This window comes from Streptomyces roseus (genome assembly GCF_001044425.1).
Lineage (GTDB): Bacteria > Actinomycetota > Actinomycetes > Streptomycetales > Streptomycetaceae > Streptomyces > Streptomyces roseus.
Window position 1 is genome coordinate 53,756 of record NZ_LFML01000068.1, and the last position, 23,368, is coordinate 77,123.

General features: G+C 72.1%; 17 protein-coding genes. 13 read left to right on the top strand and 4 right to left on the bottom strand.

The window, feature by feature from the left end; translation table 11 throughout:
• Positions 1–245: antitoxin (locus ACS04_RS17410; protein WP_048477548.1), on the bottom strand; the 245-nt coding region annotated here is incomplete at its 3' end.
• Between the two features lie 23 nt (positions 246–268).
• Positions 269–505, bottom strand: coding sequence for a hypothetical protein (locus ACS04_RS17415; protein ID WP_048477719.1), 237 nt, complete (start codon positions 503–505; stop codon positions 269–271).
• Positions 506–668: 163 nt separating this feature from the next.
• Between ACS04_RS17415 and miaA the strand changes: the two genes are divergently transcribed.
• The 6 genes from miaA to hflX all read left to right on the top strand — a co-directional run bounded on the left by miaA (position 669) and on the right by hflX (position 8,703).
• Positions 669–1,607 carry a tRNA (adenosine(37)-N6)-dimethylallyltransferase MiaA gene (gene miaA, locus ACS04_RS17420; RefSeq protein WP_048477549.1) on the top strand — a complete coding sequence of 313 codons (939 nt, stop codon included), beginning with the start codon at positions 669–671 and terminating at the stop codon, positions 1,605–1,607.
• 125 nt (positions 1,608–1,732) lie between these two features.
• Complete coding sequence (locus ACS04_RS17425; RefSeq protein ID WP_048477550.1) at positions 1,733–2,254, top strand: hypothetical protein; 522 nt, start codon at positions 1,733–1,735, stop codon at positions 2,252–2,254.
• Positions 2,255–2,320: 66 nt separating this feature from the next.
• Complete coding sequence (dapF, locus tag ACS04_RS17430; RefSeq protein ID WP_048477551.1) at positions 2,321–3,196, top strand: diaminopimelate epimerase; 876 nt, start codon at positions 2,321–2,323, stop codon at positions 3,194–3,196.
• A 140-nt stretch (positions 3,197–3,336) separates the two neighbouring features.
• Positions 3,337–5,430, top strand: coding sequence for a RelA/SpoT family protein (locus tag ACS04_RS17435; protein ID WP_048477552.1), 2,094 nt, complete (start codon positions 3,337–3,339; stop codon positions 5,428–5,430).
• A 152-nt stretch (positions 5,431–5,582) separates the two neighbouring features.
• Positions 5,583–7,028 (top strand): M1 family metallopeptidase, encoded by a 1,446-nt coding sequence (locus ACS04_RS17440; RefSeq protein ID WP_048477553.1) that lies wholly within the window; start codon positions 5,583–5,585, stop codon positions 7,026–7,028.
• Positions 7,029–7,197: 169 nt separating this feature from the next.
• Complete coding sequence (gene hflX, locus ACS04_RS17445) at positions 7,198–8,703, top strand: GTPase HflX (protein WP_048477554.1); 1,506 nt, start codon at positions 7,198–7,200, stop codon at positions 8,701–8,703.
• A 72-nt stretch (positions 8,704–8,775) separates the two neighbouring features.
• Here hflX and ACS04_RS17450 read toward each other — a convergent pair whose 3' ends face one another.
• A complete protein-coding gene (locus ACS04_RS17450) occupies positions 8,776–9,951 on the bottom strand; it encodes a hypothetical protein (RefSeq protein WP_048477555.1) in 1,176 nt (391 codons plus the stop codon).
• A 373-nt stretch (positions 9,952–10,324) separates the two neighbouring features.
• Between ACS04_RS17450 and ACS04_RS17455 the strand changes: the two genes are divergently transcribed.
• The 5 genes from ACS04_RS17455 to ACS04_RS17475 all read left to right on the top strand — a co-directional run bounded on the left by ACS04_RS17455 (position 10,325) and on the right by ACS04_RS17475 (position 18,277).
• Complete coding sequence (locus tag ACS04_RS17455) at positions 10,325–11,689, top strand: diaminobutyrate--2-oxoglutarate transaminase family protein (protein ID WP_398022921.1); 1,365 nt, start codon at positions 10,325–10,327, stop codon at positions 11,687–11,689.
• Positions 11,690–11,706: 17 nt separating this feature from the next.
• Complete coding sequence (locus ACS04_RS17460) at positions 11,707–13,584, top strand: IucA/IucC family protein (RefSeq protein WP_048477556.1); 1,878 nt, start codon at positions 11,707–11,709, stop codon at positions 13,582–13,584.
• A gap of 6 nt (positions 13,585–13,590) precedes the next feature.
• The gene (locus ACS04_RS17465) at positions 13,591–14,292 is read left to right on the top strand and encodes a GNAT family N-acetyltransferase (RefSeq protein ID WP_048477557.1); all 702 of its coding nucleotides are present in this window, start codon (positions 13,591–13,593) and stop codon (positions 14,290–14,292) included.
• An 81-nt stretch (positions 14,293–14,373) separates the two neighbouring features.
• Positions 14,374–16,254 carry an IucA/IucC family protein gene (locus ACS04_RS17470; RefSeq protein ID WP_048477558.1) on the top strand — a complete coding sequence of 627 codons (1,881 nt, stop codon included), beginning with the start codon at positions 14,374–14,376 and terminating at the stop codon, positions 16,252–16,254.
• A gap of 52 nt (positions 16,255–16,306) precedes the next feature.
• Positions 16,307–18,277: an ATP-dependent DNA helicase gene (locus ACS04_RS17475; protein WP_048477559.1), complete on the top strand. Its 1,971-nt coding sequence runs from the start codon at positions 16,307–16,309 to the stop codon at positions 18,275–18,277.
• A 99-nt stretch (positions 18,278–18,376) separates the two neighbouring features.
• On the opposite strand, the gene lexA is transcribed toward ACS04_RS17475, so the two are convergent.
• A complete protein-coding gene (gene lexA, locus ACS04_RS17480; RefSeq protein ID WP_048477560.1) occupies positions 18,377–19,168 on the bottom strand; it encodes a transcriptional repressor LexA in 792 nt (263 codons plus the stop codon).
• Positions 19,169–19,641: 473 nt separating this feature from the next.
• Between lexA and nrdR the strand changes: the two genes are divergently transcribed.
• Positions 19,642–20,154: a transcriptional regulator NrdR gene (nrdR, locus tag ACS04_RS17485; RefSeq protein ID WP_048477561.1), complete on the top strand. Its 513-nt coding sequence runs from the start codon at positions 19,642–19,644 to the stop codon at positions 20,152–20,154.
• A gap of 132 nt (positions 20,155–20,286) precedes the next feature.
• Positions 20,287–23,175 carry a vitamin B12-dependent ribonucleotide reductase gene (locus ACS04_RS17490; protein WP_048477562.1) on the top strand — a complete coding sequence of 963 codons (2,889 nt, stop codon included), beginning with the start codon at positions 20,287–20,289 and terminating at the stop codon, positions 23,173–23,175.
• Positions 23,176–23,368 lie beyond the last annotated feature (193 nt).

Genomic DNA, 23,368 nt, shown 5'->3' on the forward strand with positions numbered 1-23,368 from the left:
GAAGACGCCGGCGGCGGTGTCGGCCCGCCGGGGGCGTCCTTGTGCGCGATCTTGCCCAGGGCGTCCTTCGCCTTGCTCGCACCGGTCTCGATGTGACCGTGGTACTTGCCGTTGGTCTTGGAGTCCACGGCCTTGGCCACCTTGTCGAGGCTCTGGCCGATCTTCCCCTCGTGCTGCTGCGCGAGGTCTTCGACCTTCTCCCTCGCCGGCGCGAGCTTGGCCTTCAGCGTGTCCAGCAGGCCCATGGGTCACCTTCCAGTGGCGGTAGCTACGTACGGGCGCCCTCGCCGGTCTCGCTGTCCGCGGCCTGCTCCACCGACTGCTGCTTCGGGATGTCCACGCCTTCCGGCGCGGCTCCCTCCGACTCGGTCGGCGCGGCCTCGACCGCGGTCTGCGCCGTGTCGTCGGCGACCGCTTCCCCGGGCTCCGTCGTCAGGGTCGCGGCCGCGGCCTCGTCCGTTCCCGCTTCCGCGGCCTTGCGGCGAAACCGACTAAAAACGCCCATGTCTACTCCCATAACGTTACTCGTGCGGGTGAAGTTCCGCCGTGAACGGCCCGGCCTCCGCCGGGCGTGCGCCCGGGCGAACCTCGCCAGGGCAACGACCCCGCCACCGCCCCGTCACGTAACTCGATCGGGTACATGCCGCGGTGTTTGCGAGACTGGGGCGGTGAGCAACGCAGCCCCCGCTCCGCGGGTCATCGCCGTCGTCGGTCCCACCGCGGCCGGAAAGTCAGATCTGGGCGTAGCCCTGGCCCGTCGTTTCGACGGGGAAGTCGTCAACGCCGACTCCATGCAGCTGTACCGGGGGATGGACATCGGCACCGCGAAGCTGACGACCGAGGAGCGCGGCGGGGTCCCGCACCACCTCCTCGACATCTGGGACGTGACCGAGACCGCCAGCGTCGCCGAATACCAGCGCCTGGCCCGCGCCGAGATCGACAAGCTGCTCGCCCAGGGCCGTACGCCCGTCCTCGTCGGAGGATCGGGCCTGTACGTGCGCGGCGCCCTCGACGCCATGGAGTTCCCCGGCACCGACCCCGAGGTCCGGGCCCGGCTGGAGGCGGAGGTCACGCTGCGCGGCCCCGGCGCCCTGCACGCCCGCCTCGCCGCCGCCGACCCCGCCGCCGCCCAGGCGATCCTGCCCAGCAACGGCCGGCGCATCGTCCGCGCCCTGGAGGTCATCGAGATCACCGGGAAGCCCTTCACGGCGAACCTGCCCGGCCACGAGTCGGTGTACGAGACCGTGCAGATCGGCGTGGACGTCGGCAGGCCGGAGCTCGACGAGCGGATCGCGCTGCGCGTGGACCGGATGTGGGAGGCCGGGCTGGTCGAGGAGGTCCGCGCCCTGGAAGCCCGGGGCCTGCGCGACGGAGTCACCGCTTCCAGGGCGCTCGGCTACCAGCAGGTGCTGGCCGCCCTGGCCGGCGAGTGCACCGAGGACGAGGCCCGGGCGGAGACCGTACGGGCCACCAAACGCTTCGCCCGCCGCCAGGACTCCTGGTTCCGCAGGGACCCCCGTGTGCACTGGCTCAGCGGGGCGGTGGCCGACCGGGGAGAACTCGTCGGACTCGCGCAGTCGTTGGTCGAACGAGCGGTCACAGCCTGATCACGTGATGGCATCGGGACGCCCCTGGCGCCCGTTCGGAGCCCCGAGCCGTGCCATCATCAAATTCCGCGGGTGCGGTCACCGGCGGTGAACAGCGGCGTACGAGGTCCGAGTGGGGAGGGCGCGTGGCGATGGAGGCCGGCCCTCGCGACACCGGGCAGGACGACACGAGGCGGGACGCCGACCTCTGGGACGGCGATCCCGTGGTCGCCGAGCCGGACGCCCTCGGCCTGCCCGCCGATCCCGCACGGCTGACCCCCGACGGCCCGGACGCACCGGACACCGCGGAGGCGGAGGCCGCCGCGGGTCCCGAATTCGAGGTCGAGCTGCGCCCGCAGCGCCGGATGCGCATCTGGCAGATCGCCCCGATCGTGCTGCTGGCCGCCGCCGGCTCCCTGATGTTCGCCTTCCCGCTCGCCTTCGAGTTCGGCGACGGCGGAGCCGTGGTCGCCATGCTCGGCTTCCTCATCTGCTGCTGCGCGGGCGGCTGGGGCATGATGGCCGCCCGCCGCGTCGGATACACCTGGCCCGGTCTGCCGGCCCGGGGCAGCGGCCGCCGCCCCGACTGGCGGATGGCAGGCCTGTACGCCCTGATCGCGCTGGCCGTCGTGGCGCTGGCCGTGTACCGGGTCGCGCGGCTGCGCTAGGAACGGGCCGCGGCCGGTGACGGCGCCGCCGACCTGCCCGAACGCCCCGCTCGGTACCATGGGCGGGTGACGCAGACCAGCCTCTCCTTCCTCAAGGGCCACGGCACCGAGAACGACTTCGTGATCGTCCCGGACCCGGACAACGCCGTCGAGCTGCCCGCGGCCGCCGTCGCGAAGCTGTGCGACCGGCGCGCCGGCATCGGCGCGGACGGGGTGCTGCACGTGGTCCGGTCCGCCGCGCACCCCGAGGCCGCGCACCTGGCCGACGAGGCCGAGTGGTTCATGGACTACCGCAACAGCGACGGCTCCATCGCCGAGATGTGCGGCAACGGCGTCCGCGTCTTCGCCCGCTACCTCCACTACGCCGGCCACGTCGAGCCCGGCGACCTCGCCGTCGCCACCCGCGGCGGCGTCAAGCGGGTGCACCTCGACAAGAGCGGCGACGTTACGGTCTCCATGGGCCGCGCCGTCCTCCCCGAGGAACAGGTCACCGTGAGCGTCGGCGAGCGGTCCTGGCCCGCCCGCAACGTCAACATGGGGAACCCGCACGCCGTCGCGTTCGTCGACAGCCTGGACCACGCCGGAAAGCTGCTCGACCCGCCCCCGTTCAGCCCGGCCGGCGTCTACCCGACGGGTGTCAACGTGGAGTTCGTCGTCGACCGCGGCCCGCGGCACGTCGCCATGCGCGTCCACGAGCGCGGCTCCGGCGAGACCCGCTCCTGCGGCACCGGCGCCTGCGCCGTCGCCGTGGCCGCCATCCGCCGCGACGGCGCCGACCCCGCCGTCACCGGTCAGGCCGTCACGTACACCGTCGACCTCCCCGGCGGGACGCTCGTCATCACCGAACACCCCGACGGGCAGATCGAGATGACGGGACCGGCCGTCATCGTCGCCGCGGGCGAGTTCGACACGGCCTGGCTCACCGAAACGGTTTTCGGCTGAGTCTTCCCTCTAATGGGTGATCCGTTTCACGCTGAGCGAGAGGCGGACTGCGCCACGTGGTGGGGTCGGTAGCATCAGGCACCGGCCCTGAGGGCTCACCCCATGCCCGCCACCGCCGGTCGAAGCCGCCGGAGGTGCCCATGAGTGCAGAGGCCACGAACCCCGAAGCACGTCCCGAAGCGCGCCCCGAACTCCGCAGACGGGGCCGAACCCGCCTTGACCTGCGACGACTCGGACGTGCCGCCCTTCTCGGACCCACGTCCCGAGACCGGCTCCCCGATGCCATCGGCCACGTGGCCGAAGCGCACCGCGCCCACCACCCGGACGCGGACCTCTCCCTCCTGCGCCGCGCGTACGTGCTCGCGGAGTCCTCGCACCGCGGGCAGACCCGCAAGAGCGGTGAGCCGTACATCACACATCCGCTCGCCGTCACCCTGATCCTCGCCGAACTCGGCGCCGAGACCACGACCTTGACGGCCTCTCTGCTCCACGACACCGTCGAGGACACCGAAGTGACCCTCGATCAGGTCCGCGCCGAATTCGGCGACGAGGTCTGCTTCATCGTCGACGGGGTCACCAAGGTCGAGAAGATCGACTACGGTGCCGCCGCCGAGCCCGAGACCTTCCGCAAGATGCTCGTCGCCACCGGCAACGACGTCCGCGTCATGTCCATCAAACTCGCCGACCGCCTCCACAACATGCGCACCCTCGGCGTGATGCGCCCCGAGAAGCAGGAGCGCATCGCCAAGGTCACCCGCGACGTCCTCATCCCGCTCGCCGAACGGCTCGGCGTGCAGGCCCTCAAGACCGAGCTGGAAGACCTCGTCTTCGCGATCCTGCACCCCGAGGAGTACGAGCACACCCGCGCGCTGATCGCGGCCCACGCCGGGGAGCGCGACCCGCTGCCCGCCATCGCCGACTCCGTACGCGGCGTGCTGCGGGAGGCCGGCATCGCCGCCGAGGTGGTCGTACGGCCCCGCCACTTCGTCTCCGTCCACCGCATCGCCCGGGGGCGCGGCGAACTGCGCGGCTCCGACTTCGGCCGCATCCTCGTCCTCGTCGGCGAGAACGCCGACTGCTACGCCGTGCTGGGCGAGCTGCACACCTGCTTCACCCCGGTCGTCTCGGAGTTCAAGGACTTCGTCGCCGCCCCGAAGTTCAACCTCTACCAGTCGCTGCACACCGCCGTCGCCACCCCCGAGGGGCACGTGGCCGAAGTCATCGTCCGCACCCGCCAGATGCACCGGGTCGCCGAGGCCGGCGTCGTCGCCCTCGGCAACCCCTACGCCACCGCCCCGGCCGCGGAGTCCCCCGCCGACTGCGACGAGGAGCGGGCCGACCCGACCCGGCCCGGCTGGCTCTCGCGGCTCCTCGACTGGCAGCAGTCCGCGCCCGACCCCGACACCTTCTGGAGCGTGCTGCGCGCCGAGCTGGCGCAGGACCGCGAGATCACGGTGTTCCGCGAGGACGGCCGGGCCTCCGGCACCCTCAGCCTGCCCGCCGGAGCCAGCTGTATCGACGCCGCCTACGCCCAGTACGGCGAGGCGGCGCACGGCTGTATCGGCGCCCGGGTCAACGGGCGCCTCACCTCCCTCGCCTCCCCGCTCTCCGACGGGGACACCGTTCAGCTGCTGCTCGCCCAGGACGCCTCCTCGGGGCCCGCCGCCGACTGGCTGGAGCACGCGAAGACCCCGGCCGCCCGCATCGCCATCAGCAGCTGGCTCCAGGCCCACCCCGACACCGCGAAGCCCGCCGCCACCCCCGCCAGGGCGCCGCTGTCGGTGGTGGGGGCCCGGGGCGGCGGCGGCAACGCCGTGGCCGACCTCCCGGACGCCACCGTGCGGCTGGCCGGCTGCTGCACCCCCGTACCGCCGGACGCCGTCGCCGGGTTCGTCGTACGGGGCGGGGCCGTCACCGTCCACCGGATCCACTGCGCGGCGGTGGCCCAGATGCGCGCGCTGGGGCGGACCTCCGTCGCCGTGCACTGGCGGGCCACGGCGGACTGCCGGGTCACGCTGCTCGCCGAATCGTTCGGCCGCCCGCACCTGCTGGCCGATCTGACCGAGGCCATCGCCCGCGAAGGGGTCGAGGTGGTCTCCGCGACCGTGGAACCGCCCGTCGAACAGCGGGTCCGCCACACCTACACCCTGCAACTTCCCGACGCGACCGGGCTGCCCTCCCTGATGCGGGCCATGCGCGACGTGCCGGGGGTCTACGACGTGCGCCGGGCCTGATCGGCGCCACCCCCGGGGAGCCGGGCCGGGGCACCAGCCGGCGGCGCCCGCGCGGCGCCAGGTCCGGGCGCACGGCCCCGGAAGGTCCCGTTCGGGTGGAACCGTCGCGCGCCGTACGCGGTGGGGCGGCGGGCGCTGGTAAGCGGTGGGGGATGCAGCTCTCCTCCCCGCGCCTGCGCGCCGCCCTGCTCGCCGCGGCCTCCCTCACCCTCGTCGCCGCCGTGCTGCCCCCGCCGGAGCCGCTGGGCATCGGCGACACGCTGTTCCCGCAGCTCGGGAACCCCGGGTACGACGTCCTCTCGTACGACCTGTCCTTCACGTACAAGGACAACAAGAGCCCGCTCGACGCGATCACCGTCATCGACGCCCGCGCGCTGGAGCCGCTGGAGCGCATCAACCTCGACTTCACCCACGGCACGGTCGCCGCCGCCCGGGTCAACGGCGAACCGGCACGCTTCGAGAGCGCCGGCGAGGACCTCGTGCTCACCCCGGCGAGCCCGGTCGCGCCGAACGTGCCGCTCCACATCGAGATCCGGCACACCAGCGATCCGCGCGGCATCGCCGACGGCGGCTGGGTGCCCACCGACGACGGCCTGGCCATGGCCAACCAGGCCGACGCCGCCCACCGGGTCTTCCCGTGCAACGACCACCCCTCCGACAAGGCCTACTTCACCTTCCGGATCACCGCCCCGGCCGGCCTGACCGCCGTCGCCAACGGAATGCCCGCAGCCCTCCCCGCCCCCCGGGCGGCGGGCGCGACCACCTGGACGTACCGCACCCTGCACCCGATGGCCACCGAGCTCGCGCAGGTCTCGATCGGCGACTCGGCGGTCGTGGAGGCCACCGGTCCGCACGGACTGCCGCTGCGCAGCGTGGTCCCGGCCGCCGACCGCAAGCGGCTGGAGCCCTGGCTGCAGAAGACCGCGGAGCACGTCCGGTGGATGGAGGCGCGCGTCGGGGCCTACCCCTTCGAGAACTACGGGGTGCTGATCGCCAAGGCCAAGACCGGCTTCGAGCTGGAGACGCAGACCCTCTCGCTTTTCGAGAACGGCCTGTTCTCGGGGACGGGCTACCCCGCCTGGTACGTCGAGGCCGTCATGGTCCACGAGCTCGCCCACCAGTGGTTCGGCGACAGCGTCACCCCGCGCACCTGGTCCGACCTCTGGCTCAACGAGGGACACGCCACCTGGTACGAGGCCCTCTACGCGGACGGCCTCGGCAAGTACTCCATGGAGCGGCGCATGCGCGAGGCGTACCAGCGCTCCGACCAGTGGCGGGCCGCCGGCGGACCCCCGGCCGCCCCGAAGGCCGCCGCCCCCGGGGAGAAGATCGGGCTCTTCCGGCCGGCCGTCTACGACGGGGCCGCGCTGATCCTCTACGCGCTGCGGCAGGAGATCGGCGAGAAGGCCTTCGACCGGGTCGAGCGGCGATGGGTGGCCGAGAACGAGGACGGCACGGCCGGCACGGAGGACTTCGTACGCCTGGCCTCGGAGGTGGCCGGACGTGACCTGGCGCCCTTCCTCAAGCCGTGGCTGTACGCGAAGACCACCCCGGCGATGCCCGGGCACCCGGAGTGGGGCGGCCCGAAAAGCGTGTGACCCGCGGGGAACGGGCATGTCACCATCGACAGGGCCGCACGACGGAGCCGCACGCCGGGGGAATCTCCCGGCTATGCGACACGTTGGACGTGACAGAGTGGGAGCCACGCTCACACCCGGCCGCGACCATGCGTGACACGGCCGCACACGACATCGACGTAAGGATCCAATGACCTCCTCTTCTTCCCCTTCCCAGGACGCGCGGGACGCACGGGACGTGCCGGACCCGCAGAGCTTCACCGAGAGCCTTCGGGCCGACGCCCTGATGGAAGAGGACGTCGCCTGGAGCCACGAGGTCGACGGAGACCGGGACGGCGAGCAGTTCGAGCGCTCCGAGCGCGCGGCGCTGCGCCGCGTGGCCGGGCTCTCCACCGAGCTCGAAGACGTCACCGAGGTCGAGTACCGCCAGCTGCGCCTGGAGCGCGTCGTGCTGGTCGGCGTCTGGACCTCCGGAACGGTGCAGGACGCCGAGAACTCCCTCGCGGAGCTCGCGGCCCTCGCCGAGACGGCCGGCGCCCTCGTGCTCGACGGTGTGATCCAGCGCCGTGACAAGCCGGACCCGGCCACCTTCATCGGCTCGGGCAAGGCCCGCGAACTGCGCGACATCGTGATGGAGAGCGGGGCGGACACCGTCGTCTGCGACGGCGAGCTCAGCCCCGGCCAGCTCATCGCCCTCGAAGACGTCGTCAAGGTCAAGGTGGTCGACCGGACCGCCCTGATCCTCGACATCTTCGCCCAGCACGCCAAATCCCGAGAGGGCAAGGCACAGGTCGCCCTCGCGCAGATGCAGTACATGCTGCCGCGCCTGCGCGGCTGGGGCGCCTCGCTGTCCCGGCAGATGGGTGGCGGCGGCGGTGGCGGCATGGCCACCCGAGGCCCCGGTGAGACCAAGATCGAGACCGACCGGCGCCGGATCCGCGAGAAGATGGCGAAGATGCGCCGGGAGATCGCGGAGATGAAGACCGGCCGCGACATCAAGCGGCAGGAACGCCGCCGCAACAAGGTGCCCTCGGTCGCCATCGCCGGTTACACCAACGCGGGCAAGTCCTCGCTGCTCAACCGCCTCACGGGCGCGGGCGTACTGGTGGAGAACGCACTGTTCGCCACCCTCGACCCGACCGTGCGCCGGGCCGAGACCCCCTCCGGCCGGATCTACACCCTGGCCGACACGGTCGGCTTCGTCCGGCACCTGCCCCACCACCTGGTCGAGGCGTTCCGCTCCACGATGGAGGAGGTCGGCGACTCCGACCTCATCCTGCACATCGTGGACGGCTCGCACCCGGCCCCGGAGGAGCAGCTCGCGGCGGTGCGCGAGGTCATCCGCGAGGTCGGCGCGGTCAACGTGCCCGAGATCGTGGTGATCAACAAGGCCGACGCCGCGGACCCGTTCGTCCTGCAGCGCCTGCTGCGCATCGAGCGGCACTCCATCGCCGTCTCGGCGCGCACGGGGCAGGGCATCGCGGAGCTCCTCGCGCTCATCGACTCCGAGCTGCCGCGGCCCGAGGTCGAGGTCGAGGCGCTCGTGCCGTACACGCGCGGCTCGCTGGTCGCCCGGGCGCACGCCGAGGGTGAGGTGATCTCCGAGGAGCACACCCCGGAGGGCACCCTGCTGAAGGTGCGGGTCCACCAGGAACTCGCCTCGGACCTGGCGCCGTTCGTACCGGCGAAGCGGTAACGGACCGGCGGACACACGAGGAGGGCCCCCTGCGGTGCAGGGGGCCCTCCTCCGTCGTGTCAGCGGCCGGAGCTACTTGAACTTGGCGCTCACCGCGTCGAAGATCCCCTTGGCCTCGGGGCCGAGCCGGGGTCCGGCGAGCCAGCCCGCCTTGGCGGGGCCGATCGAGGTGTTCGACACCAGCGCCGGCTTGCCGTCGCTGCCCGGGGCCACCCAGCCGCCGCCGGAGGAGCCGCCGGTCATCGTGCAGCCGATGCGGTACATCACGGGGGTGCCCGCGGCCAGCGTCAGCCGGCCCGGCTTGTCGGCGCACTGGAAGGCCTTCTGGCCGTCGAACGGGGCCGCGGCCGGGTAGCCCGTCGCCGTGATGCCCGCGACCTTCGTCACCGCCGGGGCGTTGAACTCCACCGGGAGCGCCGCGCCGACCGTCTCCTCCAGGGACTTCCCGGTGCTCTTCTCCGGGGTCACGTGCAGCACCGCGAAGTCGTACGGGGCGCCCGCGCCACCGGTCGGACCGCCGTTCGCGATCCACTGGTCCGAGGTCTGGGCCCAGTCGCTCCACCACACGCCGTACGGGGCCACCTGCTCGCGCGGGGCGCCCTTGAGCTGCGCGGCGGGCTTGCCCGCGTTGTTGTAGGAGGGCACGAAGGCGATGTTGCGGTACCAGCCGCCGGACTTGCCCGCGTGCACGCAGTGGCCGGCCGTCCAGACCATGTTGGACTTGCCGGGGTGGGCCGGGTCCTTCACCACGGTCGCCGAGCAGACCATGGAGCCCTCGGGGCCGTCGAAGAACACCTTCCCGGACACGGGAACGCTGGCGTGGTACGGCGCGGTGACGGCCTTGGCCTGCACCGGCGCGGGGGTGGGGTCGGTGACGCCCTGGTCCTTGCCGGCGTCGGGGTCGACGGCCGGGGGCTGCGGGGTCTTGTCGGCCTCACGCATCCGGTCCGGGTTCCAGAGGTCCTCGATGATCGGGTTGACGTAGTCGCCCGCCTCGCGCAGCCAGTCCTCCTGCTTCCAGTTCTTCCACGCACCCCCCTTCCACTTCTCCAGGTCTATGCCGTGTTCCTTGAGCTTCTCCTTGAGCTGGTCCGGGATCTTGATCCCGTCGGCTCCGGACGGGAGGCTCGCCGCCACGGTCGGCTTGGCGTCGCCGCCGGCCTCCCCGTCGCCGGGTCCGCAGGCCGCGGCGGTCAGGGCGAGTGCCGCCGCGCACAGGATCGCGGTGACCGGTCGGTTCGGTCGCATGTCGTGAATCCCCCTGGTGATTCTGGGTGTCAGACGCGGTGCAATTGAGGTGCGTGGGGCACGCGAGGTGCGTGCCGCCGGGTACAGCACCCCACTATGCCGCTGCCGTTGGGGACGGCACAGGCCGGGGCCGCGGTTCCGCGGCCGCGGGACGCTGCGGAACGACACCGCGGAATGACGCTGCGGAGGGGCCCCGCGGAGGGGCGCCGCGAACTCCGCGCGCATGCGGGGCCAAGTCCCGGCGGGACAAGGATCTTGGGGCCACCCGTGATCCGTCGCCGTCACCGTCGTTGGTACGTACGGGGGATGGGGAGCGGCGCCCATGTTCGAGGCGCGATCCGATGGAGCAGTCCGTGCGGGAGGTCCGACAGTGGTGGCTTTGACCGAGCAGGGCGAGGCCGCCGCGCAGGTGCCGGCACAGGGGACCCGGGCGGTGGGACCCGGCGGGGTGGAGGGCATCCTGCGGCGCCAGGCCATGCGGGAGTCCGCCGCGCGGACGTACGCGCGCTCGCTGCCCATCGTCCCGGTGCGCGCCCGGGGGCTGACCATCGAGGGCGCGGACGGGCGGCGCTACCTGGACTGCCTCTCCGGGGCCGGCACCCTCGCCCTCGGACACAACCATCCCGTGGTGCTCGAAGCCGTACGGGACGTCCTCGACTCCGGAGCCCCGCTGCACGTCCTGGACCTCGCCACCCCGGTCAAGGACGCCTTCACCACGGAGCTGTTCGCCTGCCTCCCGCCGGAGCTGGCCGCCGACGCCCGCGTCCAGTTCTGCGGTCCCGCCGGGACGGACGCGGTGGAGGCCGCGCTCAAGCTGGTCCGCACCGCCACCGGCCGCTCGGGGCTGCTGGCCTTCACGGGGGCGTACCACGGGATGACCGCCGGCGCGTTGGGCGCCTCGGGCGGGGCGCCGGACGTACGGGTGACCCGGCTGCCGTTCCCCCAGGACCTCCGCTGCCCGTTCGGGGTCGGCGGTACCGAGGGGGCGCGGCTCGGGGCCCGTTGGACCGAGAGCCTGCTCGACGACCCCAAGGGCGGGGTGGCGACGCCCGCGGCGATGATCGTCGAACCGGTGCAGGGCGAGGGCGGGGTGCTCCCGGCCCCGGACGCGTGGCTGCGCCGGATGCGCGAGATCACCGAGGCCCGGGGGATCCCGCTGATCGCCGATGAGGTGCAGACGGGCGTGGGCCGCACCGGCGCCTTCTGGGGCGTCGACCACGCCGGGGTGGTGCCGGACGTGATGGTCCTGTCCAAGGCGATCGGCGGCAGCCTCCCGCTGGCGGTGATCGTGTACCGGTCGGGCCTGGACGTCTGGGCCCCGGGGGCTCACGCCGGCACGTTCCGGGGCAACCAGCTGGCGATGGCTGCCGGGACGGCCACCCTGGCGTACGTACGGGAGAACCGTCTCGCCGAGCGCGCGGGGGCCCTGGGGGAGCGGATGCTGACCGCCCTGCGCGGCCTGGCCTCCGAGCACCCCTGCATCGGGGAAGTCCGGGGCCGCGGCCTGATGATCGGCCTGGAACTCGTCGACCCGGAGACCGGGGCCACGGCGCCACTCCTCGCCGCGGCGGTGCGCCAGGAGTGCCTGGACCGCGGCCTGATCGTCGAGCTCGGCGGCCGCGACGCCGCCGTGGTCCGCCTGCTGCCCCCGCTGACCCTCACCGACGACCAGGCCGCGGCGGTCCTGGACCGCCTGTCGGACGCCATCCCGGCGGCCGCCTCCCGACGACGCCACTGACCTCGAGGATCCCTGCCATGCCCGAAGCCCCCCTCTCCACGCCGAGCAGCGCGCCCGCCGGACCGGGCGGAAGCGCCGGGACCGCCGGACCCGAGACGGGCACCGTGCCGCGCCAGGGAAGCGGCCCGCCGTGGCACCGGACCGGCACCGGCGCTCCGGACCGGACGGCCGACCCGCTGGACCATCCCGATCCGGGCGTCGCCGCGGAGGCCGCCTCCGTGGAGAACCTGCTGCGGTGCTGGGTCCGGGAGAACGGGCTCGGGCGTCCGGGCGCGGGCGTGCTGCGCATCCCCCTCCCCGCCTCCGGCACCGCCCTGCTCGCGGCCGTCCGCCACTGGTCCGCCACCGGCTGGCACCGCTTCGGCCCCGCCCGGCTCGAAGGCACGCCCGCCCACGCCCCCGCAGTGGACGCCGCCACCCTCGCCTCACTGCTCGCCCGCGAGGGCAGCTCCGACGGGCGCGGCGGCGCCGACCTCGTCGGCCGGGTCTGCGACTCGGTCCGCCGCACCGCCGAGTTCATCGCCGACCGGCGCGAACGCCCCACCCCGCCCGAACCCATCGCCGGTGACCTCTTCCTCACCGCCGAACAGTCCCTCCTCCTCGGCCACCCCCTCCAGCCGGACCCGAAGAGCCGTGAAGGACTCTCCGAGGCCGAGATCCGCCGCTACTCACCCGAACTCCACGGCTCCTTCCCCCTGCACTGGCTCGCCGTCGCCCCCAGCGCCCTCGCGACCGACTCCGCCTGGACCGAGCGCGGGCGCCCCGTCTCCGCCGCCCGGCTCCTCGGCCGGCTCGCCCCCGGGCTCCCGCTGCCCGCGGACACGACCCCCCTTCCCCTGCACCCCTGGCAGGCCCGAGACCTGCTCCAGCGCCCCGCCGTCGCCCCCCTCCGCGACGCGGGACTTCTCCACGACCTGGGCCCGTTCGGCGAGCCCTGGTATCCGACCTCTTCCGTCCGCACCGTCCACCGCCCCGGCGCCCCCGTGATGATCAAGCTCTCTCTGGGCCTGCGCATCACCAACTCCCGCCGTGAGAACCTCCGCAAGGAACTCCACCGCGGCGTCGAGGTGCACCGGCTGCTCCGCACCGGCCTCACGGAACAGTGGCAGGCGGCCCACCCCGGCTTCGACATCGTGCGCGACCCTGCCTGGATCGCCGTCGACGCCCCGGACGGCACCCCCGTACCCGGACTCGACGCCGTCCTGCGACACAACCCCTTCCGCTCCCACGACGACGCCGTCTGCATCGCCGCACTCACCTCGCCCCGCCCTTGGCCGGGCCGGACCACCATGCGCTCCCGGCTGGCCGAGACCGTCTCCCGGCTGGCCGCCGCCACCGGGCGCCCGACCGCCGCCGTCGCCGCCGAGTGGTTCCTGCGCTACCTCGACCACGTCGTCCTGCCGGTCCTGGCCTTCGACGCGCTCGCCGGCATCGCCCTCGAAGCGCACCAGCAGAACACGCTGGTCCTCCTCGACCCGGCCGGCTGGCCGGTCGGCGGCCGCTACCGCGACAACCAGGGCTACTACTTCCGCGCCTCCCGCCGCACGGAACTGGAGCGCCGGCTCCCCGGCATCGGCAGCGCCAGCGACACCTTCGTCGCCGACGCCGTCACCGACGAACGCTTCGCCTACTACCTCGGTATCAACAACGTCCTCGGCCTCATCGGCGCCTTCGGATCCCAGCAACTCGCCGACGAACGCGTCCTGCTCGCCGCCTTCCGCCGCTTCCTCGGCAAGGCCTCCGGACTCGGGCCGCTCCCCGCCCGGCTGCTCGACTCACCCACCCTGCGCTGCAAGGCGAACCTGCTCACCCGGCTCGGCGGCCTCGACGAGCTCGTCGGCCCCGTGGAGTCCCAGTCCGTGTACGTCACCATCGCCAACCCCCTTCACGATTGAGTGCCGATGCCCTCCACCGACACCTCCCCCTACGCGCCCACCGCCACTGCCACCGCTGCCGTCGACCCCGCCACCGCGGGCATCCGGATCCCGGGGCGCCGGCTCACCGCCCGGCTGCTGCCCCTGCTCGCCGAGGCCGAACTGCTCGACTCCCCGGCCGGCTGGGGTACCGCCGCCACCCCCGTCGGGCCCTTCCGCCTCGAACCCGTACGTCTGGGCCGCGACCTGGAGCTGCTGACCGGCTGGATGAACGACCCCGCGGTGGCCGCGTACTGGGAACTCGCCGGCCGCGCCGCCGTCACCGCCGCCCACGTACGCTCCCAGCTCGACGGCAACGGCCACAGCATCCCCTGCCTCGGCGTCCTCGACGGCACTCCGATGAGCTACTGGGAGATCTACCGGGCCGACCTCGACCCGCTCTCCCACCACTACCCGGCGCGCCCCCACGACACGGGTATCCACCTGCTCATCGGAGACGGCACGAACCGCGGCCGCGGTCTGGGCACCGCCCTGCTGAGGGCCGTCGCCAACCTGGTGCTCGACAACCGCCCCCGCTGCACCCGCGTCGTCGCCGAACCGGACATCCGCAACACCCCCTCCGTATCAGCCTTCCTCAACTCCGGATTCCGCTGCTCCGCGGAGATCGACCTCCCCGAGAAGCGGGCGGCGTTGATGATCCGCGAGCGAGCCCTGCGCAACCTCATCTGATCCATCCGGCCCTCCCCGTTCACGCCTCACCTTTGGAAAACTCTGCGTCGCGCAGCAAAGTTCCCGATCCCGAGGAGTCCCGTGTCGAATTTTCCCGCCGCCTCCGACTCCGCCGGCCGCCACTTCGCGGAAGCCGTTGTTCCGCAGTCCCCCCAACACCCCTGTACGCCACCCGAACTCACCACGGCGACCTGGGATCGCGTCGCACGCCGGCTCCTGGCCAAAATGCTGGCCGAATTCGCCTACGAGGAGATCGTCAGACCCCGGCGGACCCCCGCCGGGGCCACCGCCGCCGGAGACGTCTGGCAGCTGACCCTCGATGACGGCAGCAGCCTCGGCTTCCGGGCCCGCCGCCGCGCGTACGGCAGCTGGCACATCGCCCCCGACACCATCACGCTGACCCCGCCGCCCCCGTCCGCGGAGCCCCCGACCGCCTTCGGGGACCCGTACGCCTTCCTCATGCGCGCCCGCACCCTCCTCGGCCTCGACGGCTCCACCCTCGGCCACCTCGTCCGCGAGCTCAGCGCCACGCTCGCCGCCGACGCCCGCATCGAGCACACCGCGCTCACCGCCGACGTCCTCGCCGATCTCGACCACGCGGAGCTGGAAGGCCACCAGACCGGCCACCCCTGGCTCGTCCTCAACAAAGGCCGCATGGGACTGTCCGCCGCCGACACCGCCGCCTGGGCCCCCGAGGCCCGCACCCGCCAGCGGCTGCCCTGGCTCGCCGCCCACACCTCCCTCGCCGCCTACCGCGGCACGGCCGGCCTGGAAGACCCGGCCCGCCTCTACGCCCGGGAGCTCGACCCCGTCACCCGGGATGGCTTCGACCGGATCCTGCGCGCCCGCGGCCTCGACCCGCTCGGCTACCTCTACCTCCCGGTCCACCCCTGGCAGTGGGACGAGATAGTGCTGCCCCTCTTCGCCCCGGCCCTGGCCTCGGGCGCTCTGGTGCCGCTCCCCGCCGACCCCGACATGCGCGTCCCGCAGCAGTCCGTCCGTACCTTCCTCAACCTCACCCGCCCCGACCGGCACAGCGTCAAACTGCCGCTCTCCGTCTTCAACACCCTCGTCTGGCGCGGCCTGCCCTCCGACCAGTCAGTCGCCGCCCCCGCCGTCACCGCCTGGATCCGCTCGCTCCACGACGCCGACCCGTTCCTCCGCGACGAATGCGGCGTGGTCCTCCTCGGCGAGGTCGCGTCGGTCACCGTGCGCCACCCCGTCTACGACGAGCTCCCCGAGGCCCCGTACCAGTACAAGGAGCTCCTCGGAGCGATCTGGCGCGAGCCGCTCACCAGCCGGCTCGCCCCGGGCGAGCGGGCCCGTACGCTCGCCTCCCTCCTCCACGTGGACCCGCGCGGACGCTCCTTCACCGCCGAGCTCGTCGCCCGGTCCGGGCTCACCCCGGGCCGATGGCTCCAGCGGCTTTTCGCCGCCCTGCTGCCGCCCCTGCTGCACTTCCTCTACCGCTACGGCACCGTGTTTTCCCCGCACGGCGAGAACACCACCGTGATCTTCGACGAGTACGAGGTGCCGGTCCGGCTCGCCCTCAAGGACTTCGTGGGCGAGGTCAACATCTGCCGAGAGCTGCTGCCGGAGCTCTCCGGCGTACCCGCAGAGGTGCGCGCCGCACTGCGGGACAAACCCGCGGCCTTCCTGCCCCAGTACATCCACTCCGGTCTCTTCGTCGGGGTCTTCCGCTACCTCTCCGTCCTGTGCGAGGACCGCCTCGGCGTCCCCGAGGAGGAGTTCTGGTCGCTCGTACGGGCGGAGATCCTGCGCCACCACGCACGCTTCCCCGAGCTCGAGGAGCGCCACACGCTCTTCGACCTGCTCGCCGAGCGCATCGGGCGGCTCTGCCTCAACCGCAACCGGCTGTACCAGGACGGTTACCGCGACCGCCCCGACCGCCCGAAGGCGGTGGAGTACGGCACCGTGCCCAACCCCTTGTATCGGCCATGAATCACGGTCGTGGCGGTCACTGTCGGTGGCGCCCCGTAGGGTTGTCATTGCTATGACGAAGCCCTCCCTCCCCGACCTGCTGCACGCCGCCGTCTCCGCCGTCGGCGGTACGGAGCGGCCCGGCCAGGTGGCCATGGCCGAAGCCGTCGCCGAAGCGATCGACGACAACACGCACCGGCTGATCCAGGCCGGTACCGGCACCGGAAAGTCCCTCGGCTACCTGGTGCCGGCCCTCGCGCACGGCGAGCGCGTGGTCGTGGCCACCGCCACCCTCGCCCTCCAGCGGCAGCTGGTCGAGCGCGATCTGCCCCGGACCGTGGACGCGCTGCATCCGCAGCTCCGCCGCCGCCCGCAGTTCGCCATGCTCAAGGGCCGCTCCAACTACCTGTGCCTGCACCGGCTGCACGAGGGCGCGCCGCAGGACGAGGAGGAGGGCCTCTTCGACCAGTTCGAGGCGGCCGCTCCCACCAGCAAGCTCGGCCAGGACCTGCTGCGACTGCGCGACTGGTCAGACGAGACGGAGACGGGTGACCGGGACGATCTGACCCCCGGCGTCTCCGACAAGGCCTGGGCGCAGATCTCCGTCTCCTCCCGGGAGTGCCTCGGGGCGACGAAGTGCGCATACGGAGCCGAGTGCTTCGCAGAGGCCGCCCGCGAGCGGGCCAAGCTGGCCGACGTGGTCGTCACCAACCACGCCCTGCTGGCCATCGACGCCATCGAGGGCGCCCCGGTGCTTCCGCAGCACGAGGTGCTGATCGTGGACGAGGCGCACGAGCTGGTCTCCCGGGTGACCGGCGTCGCCACCGGCGAGCTCACCCCAGGCCAGGTCAACCGCGCCGTGAAGCGCGCGGCCAAGCTGGTCGACGAGAAGACCGCGGACTCGCTCCAGACCGCATCCGAGTCGTTCGAGCGGGTCATGGAGCTGGCCCTGCCAGGCCGGCTGGAGCAGCTCCCCGAGGACCTCGGGTACGCGCTGGCGGCCCTGCGGGACGCCGCGCGCAATGTCATCTCGGCGATGGGCGCGACCCGCGACAAGTCCGTCCACGACGAGGACGCCGTCCGCAAGCAGGCCCTGGCCGCGGTGGAGAGCGTCCACGGCGTGGCCGAGCGGATCCTGCTCGGCTCCGAGTACGACGTGCTCTGGTACGAGCGGCACGACCGCTTCGGAGCCACCCTGCGCGTTGCCCCGCTGTCGGTGTCCGGCCTCCTGCGCGAGAAGCTGTTCGAGGACCGCTCGGTGGTCCTGACCTCGGCGACCCTCAAGCTGGGCGGGGATTTCAACGGGGTCGCGGCCTCGCTGGGCCTGTCCGCGGAGGGGGTCGAGGGGGAGGACGCCCCGGTCTGGAAGGGCCTGGACGTCGGCTCGCCGTTCGACTATCCGAAGCAGGGCATCCTCTACGTCGCGAAGCACCTGGCCACGCCCGGTCGGGAGGGCACCCGCGGCGACATGATGGACGAGCTCGCCGAGCTGATCGAGGCGGCCGGCGGGCGCACGCTCGGCCTGTTCTCCTCCATGCGGGGTGCGAAGGCGGCAGCCGAGGAGCTGCGCGGCCGCCTCGACCACCCGATCCTGCTCCAGGGCGAGGAGACGCTGGGCGAGCTGATCAAGGCGTTCGCGGCGGACCCGAAGACCTGCCTGTTCGGGACGCTGTCGCTCTGGCAGGGCGTGGATGTGCCCGGCCCCAGCTGCCAGCTCGTGATCATGGACCGCATCCCGTTCCCGCGCCCGGACGATCCGCTGATGAGCGCCCGGCAGAAGTCGGTCGAGGAGCACGGCGGCAACGGCTTCATGGCCGTCGCGGCCACGCACGCGGCGCTGCTGATGGCCCAGGGTGCCGGCCGGCTCGTACGGGCCTCCGGCGACCGGGGCGTCGTCGCGGTCCTGGACCCCCGGCTGGCCACGGCCCGGTACGGGAGTTTCCTGCGGGCCACGCTGCCGGACTTCTGGTACACCACGGACCGCAATCAGGTCCGCCGGTCGCTGGCCGCCATCGACGCCGCCGCTCAGGCGGACGGCAAGTAGTTGCGTCGGCCGCTCGCTGCGGCCGGCTGCGCGCAGAACAAAACAACCCCCGGGACCGGCGCAGTGGGTCCCGGGGGTTGGCTAGGAAGGGGCGCGGGGTCAGACGCGGCGCAGTACCGCGACGACCTTGCCGAGGATGGTCGCCTCGTCGCCGGGGATGGGCTGGTAGGCGGCGTTGTGCGGGAGCAGCCAGACGTGGCCGTCCTCGCGCTTGAAGCGCTTGACGGTGGCCTCGCCTTCGAGCATCGCGGCCACGATGTCGCCGTTCTCGGCGACCGGCTGGCGGCGGACCGTGACCCAGTCGCCGTCACAGATGGCGGCCTCGATCATCGAGTCGCCGACGACCTTCAGCACGAAGAGCTCACCGTCGCCGACGAGCTGGCGGGGGAGCGGGAACACGTCCTCCACCGACTCCTCGGCGAGGATCGGGCCGCCGGCCGCGATCCGACCGACCAGCGGCACGTACGAGGCGGCGGGCTTGCCGGTGGTGTCCGTCGGCTGCGAGCTGGGCTGGTCCGAGCCCCGGACCTCGTACGCCCGGGGGCGGTGCGGGTCGCGGCGCAGGAAGCCCTTGCGCTCCAGGGCCATCAGCTGGTGGGCCACCGACGACGTGCTGGACAGGCCGACCGCCTGGCCGATCTCCCGCATCGACGGCGGGTAGCCGCGCCGCTGCACCGAGTCGCGGATGACCTCGATGACCCGGCGCTGCCGGTCCGTGAGTCCGGAGCTGTCGGCGCGGATGCCCGGAGGTCGCCCTGGCAGCGAGCGCGCGGGGCGCGCGGGCTCCGTCTCCGGGTTCAGACTTGCGTCGTTCATGGCATGCACCGGCTCGAGTCGGCTCTGGGAGCGGTTCTGGGCAGTGATGGTGGCACTGTCTGCGGTGGTGGTCACGTCGGCGGCCCCTCTCGAAATGTTCTCCCTAGCTGGACAACGGTAGTTGCTTTCGAAAGGTTGCGCCAAACACACGTTCGAGTGAAAAATCGCGGATCGTCCGTGCTGGGCATATCAAGGGGTGTATAGACGATCGGTCCGGCGAACGCGGGTTCGGTCCGGCGTCCGGTGATTACGGTACCCTTCCCGATCGGATCGCCGCCTTCCGGTCCCGCGCCCAGTGTGGCACCGGAAACGGCCTCGTCGGGGCACCGCGCGGGGCGACACGCGGAGCGAAGTAAATCCACCACAACCCAAGATCTAGTGGTTGGATGAGCGCTGCCGCCCAGAAGTTGTGGTCCCCGGGTCCTCCGGGGTCCGTGGGATCGCATATGCTGGTGGCTGCTTCACGAGCCCCCGACCTGGACCCGTTCCGGTCGTTCAGGGGCGCCGCGAGGTGATCCAGTCGTGCCAAGAGGGAGGGTGAGGGAACCATGCACTGCCCCTTCTGCAGGCACCCCGACAGCCGCGTAGTCGACAGCCGCACCACGGACGACGGCACGTCGATCCGCCGGCGCCGTCAGTGCCCCGACTGCTCCCGTCGCTTCACGACGGTGGAGACGGCCTCGCTGATGGTGATCAAGCGCAGCGGGGTGACCGAACCCTTCAGCCGTACCAAGGTCATCTCCGGCGTGCGCAAGGCGTGCCAGGGACGGCCGGTCACCGAGGACGCCCTCGCCAAGCTCGGCCAGCGGGTCGAGGAGGCGCTGCGCGCCACCGGGAGCGCCGAGCTGACCACCCACGACGTGGGTCTGGCCATACTCGGCCCGTTGCAGGAGCTCGATCTGGTCGCGTACCTGCGGTTCGCGTCCGTTTACAAGGCGTTCGACACCCTCGAAGACTTCGAGACCGCCATCGCGGAACTCCGCGTGCCGCGGCCTCACCCCCAAGAGTGCGAGCCCGGTCGGACCCCCGCGGTCCCCGTGCCCGCCTCCGCCGCCGACTGACCGGGCGGCCGCAGCGCGGTGCGGCCGCGGCCCGGGACGGTCAGGCGAGGAAACGTAGATACAAGACAGGCAGTGCCGCGGAATAACGCTGGCACTTTAGGGCGTTTTTGCCCGCATATGGGAGGAAGCGGCATGACAGAGACGGCGAGCGGCTCGGCACGAGGTTCCCGGAACAAGGGGACCAAGACCGCCAAGAGCGGCCTGCGGATCGAGCGCATCCACACCACCCCCGGCGTGCACCCGTACGACGAGGTGAGCTGGGAGCGCCGTGACGTCGTCATGACGAACTGGCGCGACGGCTCGGTGAACTTCGAGCAGCGCGGCGTCGAGTTCCCCGACTTCTGGTCGGTCAACGCGGTCAACATCGTCACCAGCAAGTACTTCCGCGGTGCGGTGGGCACCCCGCAGCGCGAGACCGGTCTCAAGCAGCTCATCGACCGCATCGTGAAGACCTACACGAAGGCCGGCGAGGAGTACGACTACTTCGCGTCCCCGGCCGACGCGGAGATCTTCGAGCACGAGCTGACCTACGCCCTCCTGCACCAGATCTTCAGCTTCAACTCCCCGGTGTGGTTCAACGTCGGCACGCCCCAGCCGCAGCAGGTCTCCGCCTGTTTCATCCTTGCCGTCGACGACTCCATGGAGTCGATCCTCGACTGGTACAAGGAAGAGGGCATGATCTTCAAGGGCGGCTCCGGCGCCGGCCTGAACCTCTCCCGCATCCGCTCCTCCAAGGAGCTCCTCTCCTCCGGCGGCAACGCCTCCGGTCCGGTCTCCTTCATGCGCGGCGCCGACGCGTCCGCCGGAACGATCAAGTCGGGCGGCGCCACCCGCCGCGCGGCCAAGATGGTCGTCCTGGACGTGGACCACCCGGACGTCGAGGACTTCATCGCCACCAAGGTGAAGGAAGAGGAGAAGATCCGCGCCCTGCGCGACGCGGGCTTCGACATGGACCTGGGCGGTGACGACATCACGTCCGTCCAGTACCAGAACGCCAACAACTCCGTCCGTGTGAACGACGAGTTCATGACGGCCGTCGAGAACGGCACCGAGTTCGGCCTGCGCGCCCGCATGACCGGCGAGGTCATCGAGAAGGTCGACGCCAAGGCCCTCTTCCGCAAGCTGGCCGAGGCCGCGTGGGCCTGCGCCGACCCGGGCATCCAGTACGACGGTGTGATCAACAACTGGCACACCTGCCCCGAGTCCGGCCGCATCACCGCGTCCAACCCGTGCAGCGAGTACATGCACCTGGACAACACGTCCTGCAACCTCGCCTCGCTGAACCTGATGAAGTTCCTCAACGACGACGGCAAGGGCAACCAGTCCTTCGACGCCGAGCGCTTCGCCAAGGTCGTCGAGCTCGTCATCACCGCGATGGACATCTCGATCTGCTTCGCGGACTTCCCGACGCAGAAGATCGGCGAGAACACCCGCGCCTTCCGCCAGCTCGGCATCGGCTACGCCAACCTGGGTGCCCTGCTGATGGCGACCGGCCACGCGTACGACTCGGACGGCGGCCGCACCCTCGCCGCGTCGATCACCTCGCTGATGACCGGCACCGCGTACAAGCGCTCCGCCGAGCTGGCCGCCATCGTCGGCCCGTACGACGGCTACGCCCGCAACGCCGAGGCGCACAAGCGCGTCATGAAGCAGCACGCCGACGCCAACGCCGTCGCGCCGCGCACCGAGGACCTGGACAACTCGATCTGGGCCGCGGCCACCGAGGCCTGGCAGGACGTCCTGCGCCTCGGCGAGAAGAACGGCTTCCGCAACTCCCAGGCGTCCGTCCTCGCGCCGACCGGCACCATCGGTCTCGCGATGTCCTGCGACACCACCGGTGTCGAGCCGGACCTGGCCCTGGTCAAGTTCAAGAAGCTCGTCGGCGGCGGCTCGATGCAGATCGTCAACGGCACCGTCCCGCAGGCCCTGCGCCGCCTGGGCTACCAGGAGGAGCAGATCGAGGCGATCGTCGCCCACATCGCCGAGCACGGCGTGGTCGTCGACGCCCCCGGTCTGAAGACCGAGCACTACGAGGTCTTCGACTGCGCGATGGGCGAGCGCTCCATCTCCGCGATGGGCCACGTCCGCATGATGGCCGCGATCCAGCCCTGGATCTCCGGCGCGATCTCGAAGACGGTCAACATGCCGGAGACGGCGACCGTCGAGGAGATCGAGGAGATCTACTTCGAGGCGTGGAAGATGGGCGTCAAGGCGCTCGCGATCTACCGCGACAACTGCAAGGTCGGCCAGCCCCTCTCCGCGAAGAAGAAGGAAGAGGAGAAGGAGGAGGTCACCGCCAAGGCGGAGGACACCATCCGCGCGGCCGTCGAGAAGGTCATCGAGTACCGCCCCGTCCGCAAGCGCCTCCCCAAGGGCCGCCCGGGCATCACCACCTCCTTCACGGTGGGCGGCGCCGAGGGCTACATGACCGCCAACTCCTACCCGGACGACGGCCTGGGCGAGGTCTTCCTGAAGATGTCCAAGCAGGGCTCGACCCTCGCGGGCATGATGGACGCCTTCTCGATCGCCGTCTCGGTCGGTCTGCAGTACGGCGTCCCGCTGGAGACGTACGTCTCGAAGTTCACGAACATGCGCTTCGAGCCGGCCGGCATGACGGACGACCCGGACGTGCGGATGGCGCAGTCGATCGTCGACTACATCTTCCGCCGCCTGGCGCTGGACTTCCTGCCCTTCGAGACCCGCTCGGCCCTCGGCATCCACACCGCCGAGGAGCGCCAGCGTCACCTGGACACCGGTTCGTACGAGCCGCTGGAGGAGGACCTCGACACGGAGTCCCTCGCCCAGTCGGCCCCGCTGGCCGCCGTCCCGGCGCCCCCCAAGCCGGTCGCGGTCGCCGGGGTCCAGGCCCCGAAGACGGCGCACTCCAGCGCCGAACTGGTCGAGATGCAGCTCGGCGTCTCCGCCGACGCCCCGCTCTGCTTCTCCTGCGGTACGAAGATGCAGCGCGCCGGCTCCTGCTACATCTGCGAGGGCTGCGGCTCCACCAGCGGCTGCAGCTGACACGGCTGAGCACCGCTCGCTGAGCGGCTGACGAAGCGGGGACGGGCACGTCGTGCCGGTCCCCGCTTCGGCGTATCCCGACGGGAGCGACGACGCCGGCCGGTCCTGGCCGGGGCGGGGTTGGTGCGCGGGGTGGTCGAGGAGATCATGGTGCGGGCGGACGAGCGCCGCCGGGGATGTGCCGGGAGCCGGG